At 38.4% G+C, this 13,173-nt stretch carries 15 protein-coding genes and 2 pseudogenes; 1 reads left to right on the top strand and 16 read right to left on the bottom strand.

What is annotated here, in order from left to right:
* The 8 genes and pseudogenes from BR86_RS0113375 to BR86_RS0113340 form a co-directional block, all read right to left on the bottom strand.
* Positions 1 to 297, bottom strand: a 297-nt coding sequence (locus BR86_RS0113375; protein ID WP_031474711.1) for a hypothetical protein, incomplete at its 3' end; no start/stop codon positions are given.
* 650 nt (positions 298 to 947) lie between these two features.
* A complete protein-coding gene (locus BR86_RS0113370; RefSeq protein WP_031474709.1) occupies positions 948 to 1,568 on the bottom strand; it encodes a flavodoxin family protein in 621 nt (206 codons plus the stop codon).
* A gap of 226 nt (positions 1,569 to 1,794) precedes the next feature.
* Positions 1,795 to 2,073, bottom strand: a pseudogene (locus BR86_RS0113365) (transposase); the annotation flags it as partial.
* A gap of 323 nt (positions 2,074 to 2,396) precedes the next feature.
* The gene (locus tag BR86_RS0113360; protein ID WP_334291608.1) at positions 2,397 to 2,945 is read right to left on the bottom strand and encodes a flavodoxin family protein; all 549 of its coding nucleotides are present in this window, start codon (positions 2,943 to 2,945) and stop codon (positions 2,397 to 2,399) included.
* Positions 2,946 to 2,949: 4 nt separating this feature from the next.
* Positions 2,950 to 3,495 (bottom strand): cyclophilin-like fold protein, encoded by a 546-nt coding sequence (locus tag BR86_RS14860; protein WP_207641171.1) that lies wholly within the window; start codon positions 3,493 to 3,495, stop codon positions 2,950 to 2,952.
* Positions 3,492 to 3,851: pseudogene (locus tag BR86_RS0113350) on the bottom strand (cupin domain-containing protein); the annotation flags it as partial. The pseudogene BR86_RS0113350 and the gene BR86_RS14860, both read right to left, overlap by 4 nt.
* Before the next feature lie 20 nt (positions 3,852 to 3,871).
* Entirely contained in the window at positions 3,872 to 4,873 is a 1,002-nt protein-coding gene (locus BR86_RS0113345; RefSeq protein ID WP_081844280.1) for an alpha/beta hydrolase, read from the bottom strand.
* Entirely contained in the window at positions 4,873 to 5,112 is a 240-nt protein-coding gene (locus BR86_RS0113340) for a hypothetical protein (protein WP_031474697.1), read from the bottom strand. Before BR86_RS0113340 ends, BR86_RS0113345 begins: the two co-directional genes overlap by 1 nt.
* 267 nt (positions 5,113 to 5,379) lie before the next feature.
* On the opposite strand from BR86_RS0113340, the gene BR86_RS0113335 reads away from it, so the two are divergent.
* The gene (locus BR86_RS0113335; RefSeq protein ID WP_031474695.1) at positions 5,380 to 6,255 is read left to right on the top strand and encodes a LysR family transcriptional regulator; all 876 of its coding nucleotides are present in this window, start codon (positions 5,380 to 5,382) and stop codon (positions 6,253 to 6,255) included.
* A 126-nt stretch (positions 6,256 to 6,381) separates the two neighbouring features.
* Here BR86_RS0113335 and BR86_RS0113330 read toward each other — a convergent pair whose 3' ends face one another.
* The 8 genes from BR86_RS0113330 to BR86_RS0113295 all read right to left on the bottom strand — a co-directional run.
* Entirely contained in the window at positions 6,382 to 7,164 is a 783-nt protein-coding gene (locus tag BR86_RS0113330; protein ID WP_031474693.1) for a PhzF family phenazine biosynthesis protein, read from the bottom strand.
* A gap of 64 nt (positions 7,165 to 7,228) precedes the next feature.
* Positions 7,229 to 8,419: an ATP-binding protein gene (locus tag BR86_RS0113325; RefSeq protein ID WP_031474691.1), complete on the bottom strand. Its 1,191-nt coding sequence runs from the start codon at positions 8,417 to 8,419 to the stop codon at positions 7,229 to 7,231.
* Positions 8,420 to 8,481: 62 nt separating this feature from the next.
* Positions 8,482 to 9,141, bottom strand: coding sequence for a hypothetical protein (locus BR86_RS0113320; RefSeq protein WP_031474689.1), 660 nt, complete (start codon positions 9,139 to 9,141; stop codon positions 8,482 to 8,484).
* Positions 9,142 to 9,350: 209 nt separating this feature from the next.
* The gene (locus BR86_RS0113315; protein WP_031474687.1) at positions 9,351 to 10,604 is read right to left on the bottom strand and encodes an ATP-binding protein; all 1,254 of its coding nucleotides are present in this window, start codon (positions 10,602 to 10,604) and stop codon (positions 9,351 to 9,353) included.
* A 186-nt stretch (positions 10,605 to 10,790) separates the two neighbouring features.
* Complete coding sequence (locus BR86_RS16700; protein ID WP_408644433.1) at positions 10,791 to 11,039, bottom strand: helix-turn-helix domain-containing protein; 249 nt, start codon at positions 11,037 to 11,039, stop codon at positions 10,791 to 10,793.
* The gene (locus BR86_RS16015; protein ID WP_143099357.1) at positions 10,958 to 11,146 is read right to left on the bottom strand and encodes a hypothetical protein; all 189 of its coding nucleotides are present in this window, start codon (positions 11,144 to 11,146) and stop codon (positions 10,958 to 10,960) included. Before BR86_RS16015 ends, BR86_RS16700 begins: the two co-directional genes overlap by 82 nt.
* 537 nt (positions 11,147 to 11,683) lie before the next feature.
* Complete coding sequence (locus BR86_RS0113300; protein ID WP_031474683.1) at positions 11,684 to 12,625, bottom strand: Fic family protein; 942 nt, start codon at positions 12,623 to 12,625, stop codon at positions 11,684 to 11,686.
* Between the two features lie 265 nt (positions 12,626 to 12,890).
* The coding region (locus tag BR86_RS0113295) for a transposase domain-containing protein (RefSeq protein WP_038288827.1) at positions 12,891 to 13,173 on the bottom strand (283 nt) is incomplete at its 5' end.

Below are 13,173 nucleotides of genomic sequence, written 5' to 3'. Positions count from 1 at the left end.
TTCTATTTCATTTGCCAAGGTATGCTCTGTTAATTCTGACATCAATTTCAATTTTTTATTAATCAATGGTCGCATACAATTAGGAACATGTTCCTGATGCGCTCTGTGGATTGCTACACATTCCTTACAGTTTCCGTGGTAACGACAGGCTTTCAGGCAAGGACAGTGATCTTTGTCTTTATACTCCTTACGAAATTCCGCTGTAAATTCTTCTTGCAGTCTCAGCCCCTCGACACGGTTTCCCTTATGAAATTCTACCATTGCATCCAGTTCTTTCTGGTTCCCTTCAATCTTCATGTTATTATAGCGCCTCCATTTCAACTATTCTTCATTTTCTGATAAATTCCGATTTATCTTTTCGCCATCTTAAATTATACCGGATCAGCACATGCATATAGAGTTTTGCGCCCTGCTCCTATTCTGACAAGTGTCCATCCTCAACAAGTTTCTTCAGTGCTGACTCTACAGAAGAACTTCCCAAACATGGACAGTTAGCAAGGACTTCTTGCTTTGAAAACCTGCCTATACGCTCACTGACATAGGTCTTAACTATAGCAAATGACGTTCTCTTAGCTCCAGATGTATATGCTATAGATACTCTTGCCTCAAATTCCTTATGGCACGCCCATCATCTTCTGACTTAACCTCACATTTTCATCGGCTTAGATTGCCTCTATACCGGTAATGGATGGCAACGGCACCGCTTGCTCTTTTTTTTAATCTTCTTGCCAAAAATAAAGCCGAGGGTTCTCTCCACTTTACATATCAACTTCTGGCCATTGAACCAGCACATATAACTTGCAAATTCACAGTCAAAACAATACTTGTAAAGGCCGTCTGGCATAGACTCTATCACGAGATGGCCTTTTTCAGAGAATCCTTCACACACTCGTCATGACAAAACATACCTCGGCAAAGTCAACTCTGCTCATTTTGCTTTTCTACAATCATCTGATAAAATGTGTCGGCTGCCATTCTTCCTTTTCAGGCAATCCATATTTTTCCTTACCAAGAGCAATACTCTTCATTAAGAAAGTCATATTTCTTGCAAGAACACGCATGGTCTGAAGACCTTCGAGATCTTCCCTTGCCTGTCCTTTTTCGTTTCCGTGAATACTGTTCCAATACTGACTGGAAGCTACAGGCATACCACAGATAGTAAAATACTTATTGAGTTCATCAAAAGTCGCTGATAATCCACCTCTTCTTGCACAAACTACACTTGCACCGACCTTCATAGTTTTATCAAAGTGTGTGCTATAAAATAATCTGTCAAGACAGGCAATGAGAGTTGCATTTGCAGATGAATAGTATACCGGTGATGCAACAACAAGACCATCCGCTGCTTCAAACTTCGTAGCAAGCTCATTTACAATATCATCAAAGACGCATTTACCTTTTTCAAAACAGGATTCACATGAGATACAACCTCTGATATCCTTATTACCTACCTGAACAACTTCTGTTTCTACACCCTCATCTTCAAATATTTTTACCATCTCATCAATAGCTATGCTCGTATTGCCTCCTACACGAGGGCTACCATTGATAATCAAAACTTTTGGCATCGTTATTATCCTCCTTATTCAACTTTATAATTCATTGTACTCCTCATCAGAAATCGCATCCAACCACTCTTTGATAGTTTTCTCTTTTGGAACTTCAAGCGAAATATAAGAAAACCCGCTGTCTTTTTTAGCGTTTCTACTACTTCAACTTTATCACCTTTTATCGGAATAATGCATGTTGAGATAGCGTTTGGAACCTCATTCAGAAGCTGTTACATGGCGCAGCCTTGCGCAAACGGGCATGAATGGCTGTTTCAAACTGAATGCCCTTGAGCTTGGGCATTTTGAGCGTGACATCTCCGGCAGTCGTCGAAAAGTTACGTTCATAATGTCCTGACCGGTATCCTTTTCGATCACCGGAACGTTCGTATTTCTCAGCGTTTACAAGCTCATCAGCTTCATGATCCAAAAGAGCATTCAGTGTTTCTTCAACACTATTTCGAACCAGATCTTTAAGATTATTCTTTATGAGATCCTCATTGAGCTGTATAATGTTATCAGACATAGCTATTGCCTCCTCGGTTGGTTTTGTGTGGTAACTTAATTTTACCGACGGCAATAGACTATGTCTATTTTGTTATGAAATTGAATTTGCGAAATTTATTGTACGTCATCAAAAAGCGCCACACACGACCTTGAGGGTTTGGTCATTGGGTGACGCTTGTATCTGCTTCCTATTCTTCTACAAAAGAAAAACAAGTGAGTGGCTTTTGTTTACCTCTCACTTGTCTATGATAATAATAGCACCGTTAAATCTATAAGAAAAGTGCTAATGTCGGTCGAGACGTAACAAAACGAGTCAATACGAGACAATGTCGGTCAAGCAACTTAATTAATACCAAATCCCATCTCATATGCCTCTTTCAGACTTTCCTTTTCTTTGATATCGCCGATATCTGTTACACCTCCACAAAATACATAGCCCTTAAAACTGGCTTTATCAAAGCATTCGATCCATCCTTTTGTCCCTTCTATTGCTCTTTGAGGGACCGCCTTATCATCCTCGGCTGCAGCTGCAAGAAAATATACATCTCTGAACTTATAATCCTTTGTAAACATAGGGTTCAATCTATCAATCAGCACTTTCATCTGTCCTGACATCTCGTAATAATATATAGGTGTAGCCCAAACAATTACATCAGCTTCAAGGACCTTCTGCTCGATTTCATTTACATCATCCTTTATCACACATTGCCCTGTCTTCTGGCAGGCAAAACATCCTCTACAGAACTCTATTTTCTTGCCAATTACAGATATGATTTCAACCTCATTCCCAGCTTCTTTTGCGCCTTTTGCAAATTCCTCTGCCAGTGCATTTGAATTACTGTTTTTTCGAGGGCTTGTTGAAAGAATTACTATCTTTTTCAAAATATCCATCTCCTTATTCTATGCTTAATGTGATTTCTGTCTCTGATCCACTTAACATACTTTCAAGTTCTTCTATACTCGATGCTTCCACTTTACCAATTCTCGTATATGACCATGAGTTAGCGCCATAAAAGAATACAATCTGATTCCCGCTATATAACATTACATCACCAGCCTCAGTTGTAATCTGCTTATCTTCACGTGGTAGAGTTTTTCCTAGCTGACAGACTTTCTCAAAGCCTCCGTAATTTGACGCTGAAATAGTCAAATCCTCATCTGAAAGCATTTCTTTCAAAGCTTTGGCAGTTTCATTATCTTCCAGATTCACAATAAAAGAACTGCTTCCTACTGTTACACGAATCTGATTATCAGCCAGTGTGCTTTCATCTGTTTTTTTCATCTTGGCCTGCTCCTTTGACTCATTTGTAGCTGTTTGAACACCGGATTCCATCTGCACAGCATTATCATCTTCTTGAAAATCACCGGAACTATTCGCTTTACATCCTGTTAACAGCACCAAAAAGACCACCAGTATTGCAACAATTCTTTTCGACATCATTTTAATTCACCGTATAATTTGTCAGAAACCGGTTCACACCATTCTGTTGAACCATCCTCACCAGGAATCTCAAAAGCAAGATGACTCATCCAGGAATCAGCGGCAGCTCCATGCCAATGTTTTACACCTACCGGAATATTCACAACTTTTCCCGGAGTAAGCTCCACTGCTTCTTTTCCTTCTTCCTGATACCAGCCTCTGCCACCTATGCATATGAGCATCTGTCCTCCACCGGATTTTGCATGGTGAATATGCCAGAAGTTACGACAACCTGGCTCAAATGTTACATTAAATGCAGGCACCTGTTCTGAGGATATCTGGGCCAGATAGCTTTGTCCTGTAAAGTACTTTCCATAGTGACTTTGCCTCACGATTTTTACTTTAAATACTCATGGAAGAAACTCTCTAACTTATCAAATGGAATATAATCCTTAGCACCACCATCATAGAGATCTGTATGCGTTGCTTCCGGTATAATCATTAGCTCCTTGTTATCTGCATATTTACTATCCTTTACCATATTGGTATAGGCATCTTTGCCAAAGTAACAAGAGTGTGCCTTTTCACCATGGATAATAAGAACCGCATTTCTGATTTCATTGCTGTATTTAAGAATTGGCTGATTCATAAAGGACTCACATCCGATTACATTCCAACCACCATTGGAGTTTAAAGAACGAGGGTGATATCCACGATCTGTCTTGTAGTAATCATAATAATCCTTTACAAAGAACGGAGCATCCTCCGGAAGAGGATCTACTACGCCGCCTCCAAGTTTATACTCACCGTTTTTCAAATCCTCAAGTCTCTGTGCGCACATAGCTTTCTTCTTTTCAAAACGTGCTTCTTCACTGTCTTCAGAATCAAAATATCCATTTGCATTTACTCTGGTCATATCGTACATAGTAGAAGCAACGGTCGCCTTGATTCTAGTATCAAGAGCAGCTGTATTCAGTGCCATTCCACCCCATCCACAGATTCCGATAATTCCGATTCTGTCTGGATCCACTTTGTCATTTAATGACAGAAAGTCCACCGCTGCCATAAAATCTTCTGTATTAATATCCGGAGATGCCATATATCGCGGCACGCCTCCACTTTCACCTGTAAAAGAGGGATCAAAGGCAATGGTAAGAAATCCCCTTTCAGCCATAGTCTGTGCATAGAGGCCGGAACACTGTTCCTTAACTGCACCAAAAGGTCCTGATACCGCGATAGCAGGAAGCTTTCCAGTCCCATTCTTTGGTACATACATATCTGCAGCAAGGGTAATCCCATAACGATTCACAAATGTCACCTTGCTGTGATCTACTTTTTCACTCTTTGGAAAAGTCTTGTCCCACTCTGTTACTAAATTAAGTTCTTCTGTTTTCATCATCACTTGATACCTCCGTTATTCTTGTTCATTTCGCTTTCGATTTTTCTAAGCATAAAATCCATGCAATCAATTTTTCTTCCACATTCATGATATTCATCCATTATGCGGCAACGCTCTTTTTTCAAAATTCGAAACATGTTTTCCATGCTTCCAGATTCATATTGCTTAAGGATATCTTCTGATGCATCTTCGTGACATCCTGTATCCATAAGGCACTGTTTCAGTTTTTCTTTATCCATGAGATTTCCTCACTCAATCGTACTGTTTACCAAACATCTTTATTGTACGTGCTTGTGAACACTCTCGCTAATGGTTATAATGAATATCATGATATTCTGTTTTGGCATATCATATAGTAATGAGCAGTACAGCAATATTTATAAAAGTATGAACTTGGGAGCTTGCTCACATCAGTGCATACTTTTATAAATATTGATATTCGGCGAATGCCGAAGAACGAGAAATACGAAGTATTTCGAGTGCACTGATCATGGAAAGGAAATTCTATGGAGATTAGAACTTTAAGATATTTTTTAGCAGTGGCAAGAGAAGAAAATATGAGTAGAGCTGCTGAACTTCTGCATGTAACTCAGCCTACCCTGTCAAAACAGCTTAAATCGCTGGAGGACGAACTTGGGAAAAAGCTTTTCACAAGACATGCTTTTAGTATCCAGCTTACTGATGAAGGAATTCTGCTGCGCAATCGTGCCGAAGATCTTGTCAGCATGGCTGATAAAATCGAGCAGGAATTTGTTTCTCTGGATGATATAGCTGGTGGAGAACTCTATCTTGGTCTTGCTGAATCCTACCAGCTTCGATACCTTGCAAGATCTATAAAAGATTTCAAACAACACTATCCGAACCTTCATTATCACATCACAAGCGGTGATACAGAGCAGCTCTCTGAAAAAGCCGATAAAGGCTTACTTGATTTTGTAGTACTGGTAGAACAACCGGATATCCGCAAATACGAATATATCGAATTCCCTCAAACAGACACCTGGGGACTTATCATTCCAGATACCGATCCCTTATCAAAGAAAAAAGCCATCCGTTTGGATGACCTTGTAGGCTTGCCATTATTCTGTTCAGATCAGGCATGGAATGGAGATATTAAAAACTGGGCTGGAAGCAGATTTTCAGAGCTTCAGTTAGAAGGTTCCTTCCGCCTTTCTTACAATGGATCGATTTTTGCCATGGAAGGCTTAGGATATCTTCTCACCTATGAACATCTTGTAAATACGTCAAAAGACAGCGGCCTTGTATTCAGACCACTGTCTCCGAAGCTTGAAAATAGAATATATATTGCATGGAACAGATATCAGGCGTTTACACCTATCGCTGAAAGATTTCTAACTCATCTCAAAGATTCTTTCCAATAGTAATATAACGCACTATACCCTTCCCCAAAATTCCTTTCAACATCCAATGCCTTCAGCTCCCCAGAGCCACCTGTCCGGACTTTGAGCGCCACCATTCCGATGAATGAGAGCCTTCTAAACAGTAATTTACAGACACACAGCCAATTCCGAAGTAGCCACAAGAACAGCCTCACCTCTTATAGACATTCTGCCATCTTTCCGTCTTTCGCACTGCAGATAACCGCCACGTCTTGAAGCCTGATATGCGTCAATAGTATCTTTCCCCAGTTCCCTCAGCCAGTAGTCAGCAATTTGTACATGAGCCGAACCACATACCGGATCTTCTTCTATAGAAAGTTTCGGGCAAAAGCTCCGTGAAACGCAGTCAATCGTGTTTCCACGGGCTGTTGCGTTTTGTATACGGCCTTCTATTTGCATTAACGCTTTCTGATCCGGATTCATTTCCCGTACCTTCTTCTCTGAATCAAATATGCAAATAAGATCAAGACCCAGAACTGCTTTTACGGGCCGGATGCCAAAGGCTTTCTCCATATCATCTGTAACGGGAATCTCTTTGAGTTCATATGTCGGGAAATCCATTTCGTACAGACTTCCCGTTCTTTTAACCGTCAACACTCCACTCAAAGTATTAAACTGTACCGTGCAACTGTCCGGCTCGTAATAATTCAGAATCACAAAAGCCGATGCCAAGGTAGCATGACCGCATAGTTCGACCTCGGTTCCCGGTGTAAACCAACGAAGATGATAACCTTCAGTCTCTTTTACAATAAACGCGGTTTCGGAAAGATTGTTCTCCATAGCAAGTTTCATCATCGATTCTTTTGACGGCCATTCGTCCATAACACAAACCGCTGCAGGATTACCGGTAAATGGTTTATCCGTGAAAGCATCAACAATATACTGTCTCATCTTTTTCCTCCTCAAATCCCAATCGTCAATAAAACAGTACTATAATTTCTCAACAAATTGCGATTTATCTCATTAACCAATTAGTTAAATCTAGTACTTTTATTCCTTCTATGTCATAGTCATCATGCTTTGTATTCGCTATCAAAATCTTAGGATATGCATCTTTTATTGCTCTTAGTGGAGACAGTTCTCTTTCCAATGCATCTGAATCAGAAATATTATCTGATACTTGGATATACAGCTTCTCATTTTGTTTCATAGCTACAAAATCTATCTCCTTCTGATACAACTTGCCAACATAAATCTCGTAGCCCCTCCTGAGTAATTCTAAGGCAACTATATTTTCATATGCTCGTCCATAATCCATATTTCTTGTTCCAAGCATTGCATATCTAAATCCTAAATCGCTAAGATAGTATTTATCTGATGTTTCTAAATACTTTTTTCCACGAATGTCGTATCGTTTTACTTTATAGAACATAAATGCACTGCAGAGATACTTCATATAATTTCCTATTGTTATATGATTCGTCTCAACCTTATTTTGCTTAAAAACATTACTAATCTTGCTAGCAGATGTCAGATTGGAAATATTGTCCATCATATAATCTGTTAAAGAGTCCAAAAGTGCCTCTTCCTTAATACCATACTTATCTACAAGATCACGTTTTATAATTGTAGTGTAAACATCCTTTATATATGATACCTGATCCTCTTTTTCGCTGTATACATAAGATCCTGCCATACCACCACTCATAACATATGAATCCAATATATTTGCTGTATTAGAATCATATCCATAGTACTCACAATATTCAGCAAAACTAAATGGATAAACAGGAATTTCTATAAATCTCCCAGTAAATAACGTCGATAAATCTGAGCTTAACAAAAATGCATTGGAACCTGTAATATAGATATCATATTTTCGGCTGTTATATAAACTATTGATAGCAAGCTCAGATTTTTCACACATTTGAACTTCATCTACAACAATGACATTTGTCTTACCATCAATGTATTGTCCTTCGCAAAAATTATAGAGTTCCTTATATGTTTTTAAATCATCGAATTTTAAATCTGCAAAATCAACGTATATTATATTTGTATCTTCGTTTGTGCGTATCAGTTCCATATATGCTCGCACCAACTCAGACTTTCCAGAACGTCTCAATCCTGTTATTATCTTTATATCAGGAGTATCCTTTAATCGAATGAGTCTATTCAAATAATTTTTTCTTTCAATAATCTTCATATAGATCTCACTTTCAAAACTTCAATTTCTTTTCACTTTTGAAAGCATTGTATCATCCACTTTCAAAACTTACAATATTTTTCTTTTTCGAAAATACAAAAAGAGCAGCTACCTCGATTTGTGATAACTGCTATGTAACGTTCAGTATTTAATTTCTTAACTTCCAGCTTCTCAATGAAATAATTTTCCATGTAGGAAATCAATTCACAATGAATACGGCTTGCCTTTCTCCTGACTACAGGAACCGTTACACCAGCTTCTTCAGCAAGTGTATAGTAGTCCTTCTCCTGCTTAAGAAGCGGAATGATAATCTCCTGCTCCTTCACGCTAAGTGCATGCATGTGTCTTCTGAAAGAAGCGTATTCATCAGCCATCATCACAATGACATACTCTCTTCGCTTGAATTCCTGTACCAAAGCCGGATCTGATAAAGCATCCTCTGCTGAATTCAGTCCATTGATAGCTCCCTCAAGCATAACATCAAGAACCGCTTCATCCGCTGTAGGATTACTGTAGTTACCCAAATTCTGAATACGGACTCCAAGCTCATCTTTGTGATTACTACGCCTTCTCTCCTTCTCAGCCTTGATCTCGTAGATCAATCTCATCTTGCAATCCTCGATGATTCCCTGGAAGGAAGAGTAATTGGAATAGATCAGCTCGGCCCTCTCCCTCGCTGACTTGTCACCGTAGTTTTCATAAAAATTAACCTTAGTGGCCATATACACCTCCTATATTCAGTTGTGTTTATGTCACTAAGCTGCGCGCTGCTTCGTAACTTCTTTACATGTTTAATTCTAATTGGAATGCGCCTATGAATCGTTAGCGCTAATGTGGACATAAAGTACACATAATGTGAACTCTTACAAAGAAAAAACGCCAGCATCAGGATTAATCTAATCCTGAGCTGACGCTAAGTTATAATATTCAGTTAGATTTCCATGCTATCTGGATTTAGAAGAAAATCATAAACACTCATTACCAATATGCCTTCATCATTATAAAGCGGTGCCACAGCATCCTTTGTAATAATAATTTTTTTAAATCCATCGCCTGTATTCACTAGTGAGCGTTGTTCCTGTTCCATCTTTTCTTTATCAGGCAACGCATAGGCTGATTGAATATAAAATCTCTTTGAACCTTTGTTGCAGACAAAATCCACTTCCAACTGTTTTCGAATCTTCTTACCATTTTTGTCAACTTCATTCATCACAACAACACCAACGTCCACATTATATCCACGAACTTTTAATTCATTAAATATAACGTTTTCCATTGCATGAGTCTCCTCAACCTGTCTAAAATTAAGTCTCGCATTTCTAAGTCCCAAATCGGTAAAATAATACTTCGATGGAGTATTAATGTATTTTTTACCCTTGATATCATATCGAATTGCACTATCAATAAGAAATGAATCTTTAAGGTAATCTATATATTTGATTATGGTTTCTTTGCTTATAGTCTTGTTCTTAACACTTTTAAATGTCGCAGATAACTTGCTTGGATTCGTAAGCGATCCAATTGCTGAGGATAAAATGTTCAGAAGTTCTTCTAACTCTGCCTTATTTCGTATATTATTCCTTCCAGTAATATCAGAAATGTAGGTTTCCTCAAATAGAGATTTTAAAAAATCAGATTTTTGATCAGCCGTTTCAAAGCCTAGCACAAGCGGTATTCCACCGAACAGCACATAATCCCTCCAGCCTTCCTGTTTGTCACCGTCATATACACTCATAAATTCACTATATGTTAACGGATACATATGAACTTCATCCCCACGTCCACGAAATTCAGTAATAATATCTTTTGACAGAAACTTGGCATTACTTCCCGTTACATATACATCCACATTTTTCTTTCTTCCGAGACTATTAAGAACTGATTCAAAATCATCGAGCATCTGAACTTCATCTAATAAAACATAATACATTTCTTTATCAGCGATTTTTTCCATTAGATATGGAAATAAAACTTCAGGATCTCGATACTTTCTATTCTCAAAAGAGTCAAATGCAATCTCAATAATATGGTTTTCATTTACTCCTTCATTTACCAGATACTCTTTAAAAAGATTAAATAAAAGATATGATTTTCCACATCTTCGCATACCTGTTACAACCTTAATTAGTCCGTTATGCTTTTTTGAAATAAGCTTATTCAAATATATATCTCTGCGTATTTCCATATTGTTCCACCTCATTGCTCATTGAACAAAAATGCGGAATCCGCATTTTTGTTCAATAGAATTATACATCATAGGAATAGCTTATTCAATACTCTAATCGACATTTTTGCGGATTCCGCATTTTTGTTCGATACAGATTAAATTGTGCCGACAGTGTTGGCACAATCTCTAGAAAAATCTTATTCCTTAGCCCTCAAGAATCTGAATCTGCCTAAGCACCTCTAGTGCAGACTTCTTCGCCTTGTCCGTCTTCAGATTGTTTAGAATCTCTATTGCTTCATTAACAATAGAATCAAGATTGTCCAGTGAATCACCGTTTAATATATAATCAGCAGATACATGAAACAGGCGGCTCAGCTGTGTAAGCATCTCAGCTGAAACACCTCTGCTGTTGGTTTCATAATTAGAGATAGCAGACTTTCTATGCTTGGACATATTCTATAAAGAAGCGCTGCACGTATACCAGATTCGCCTTTCAATCCAGGATTAATGATAGGAATAAGATTTGCTGTTTTATTCTCTAGTATTTCAATAGCTGTCAATAAAAAGCACCTCCTCATATAATCAAGTGGTTTTCATTCAAAATCCAAGGTTTTTCACCTGGTATATCTCAGTAAGAAGAGCCAGTGTCATGGATATTTCATAACATCAGGTACTGAAATAGCGGTTAATGGATGCACGAAGTAGAACGTCTTCACTTTCACTCTACATGACCTTTGTGCAAACCCCTTCCCTCTATGGCAGCGAACCTCCTGTGTCCAACGGATTTTCCTCCGTTTCCGGAGGTCCCAACTTCCTTTGTGCCGCCTAAATAAATGCCATGTCTTTCTCTTCTGGTCCGGGTTTCGCTTTCTTCCTAAACGATTTCATCATCCATCTCTTAATCTTCCTAAAAACCTTTTTTACACCAGGATCTGATTACCCTAAATACTTTCACTCCAGCAATAATGTTCTAACAGAAAGCTTTGTGGTAGTAATCGCAAGTCGGACAGCTTTCTCTTCAATCTCTTCCTGCATATACCTCCTTTCCTAATAAAAAACGCCTAACCATAATGATTAGACGCTTTCTGCACAATTATTTAGTTCATCTTTTTCCAGCAATTCTCTTTTAGAAAATCACTGATGTCACTTATGTCGTTACTCTCATAAAAAGCTACAAGTTTCTTTTTAAACTCTGGAACATGGTTTTCCGGAATTACAATTAATCCTAATCCATGACTTATCATATAATGATTTGCAAATATTACAGAAGCTCGTTTGTTGCCATCAACGAATATCTGAGTTCGCATACAATACATACACAGCTCAATAGCGATATCCAAATGGTCTTTTTCACTTTTTAGAATCTCATTTATGCTTTCAATTACCTGCGATTCGATTGGAAGTGGAGGAACATATTTCGTGCCACCAATTGAGACCGGAACACCTCGTATTCTTCCACCATCATGAAAAAATCCTTCATTTACTATCTTTGCTATATGGCACAGCAAATAGTAATTACTGTCAGCCTGAATCACATCATTATCAAGTATAAATTCCCACGCATGCTTTAAATTAAGAATTTTTTGCACATCGTCAGCTGTCATACCATTGACGGTACCATTTTCAATGATTTCCTCTGTTTGTGGAAATGTTGTTGCAACACCTTCCAATACTGCCTGATCATAAATATTAGACTTCATATTAGCTCTGGCAAAGTCCAAATTTGAAATCACTTCAGGCGAAAGTGCATTTTGAATATAACCATTCGCAGCAAGTTCTTTATCAACTCTTCGAATTTGTTTTTTTAGTTCTCTGGCCTCTTTTGTATTGCGAAGCAATAACTGATACAAATCATCCGAATAAACATCAACATATGTAGAGGTTAATCTGCCATTCACTCTTTTACGAATATACAAGTATTTACCACTACTATTTTCTTTTACTTCCGGTGAGCCATCGTATGGAATCAAATTCAAGCGAGCCTGATAATCTGCTCGTTCCTGCAACAATTGCTGGATTACATTAAAATTACTATCCATCAAAAAATCTCCTTTAGGGAACTTTTATACGAGAATAATAGCAAAAAGTTCCCTAGATTTCAATACATTTTAGGGAACTTTTTTGTCTCCAAAGTTTGTAAAAGTTCCCTAAAACTATTGGCTCATATCACTCTCTCACCCCATATCCGAAGCTGTAATATGTACAGCTCCACAGCCATAAGCTCCTGCTTCTTCTATCACTCTATCAAGTAATTCCTTTGTAAGCGTAAAATAATCCGCTCGCACCATTTTTAGGGCCGCTTTTTTAGCGGCCCTCTTTTCGACACCTGGCTGGAATTTCATCTGCCCAAGGCAGGAGTTTTTCCAGCTCATCGCATTTCGTATTTCCGTCCTCATCGACAATTTCCGGAAGCTTTTCCAGAATATAGTCCAGATAGTAGTACGGTCTCAGGTTATTTGCCTTTGCCGATTCTACGATGGAATACACAACAGCACTGGCTTGAGCTCCACGGATCGTATTACTAAACAGCCAATTCTTTCGCCCCAGCGTGAACGGTCGGATGCTTCGTTCCGATGCGGAATTGTCA

This window comes from [Clostridium] aminophilum DSM 10710, from assembly GCF_000711825.1.
GTDB lineage: Bacteria > Bacillota > Clostridia > Lachnospirales > Lachnospiraceae > Clostridium_R > Clostridium_R aminophilum.
The sequence above is the reverse complement of the archived record's forward strand: the minus strand, read 5'-3'. Positions and strand labels throughout refer to the sequence as shown.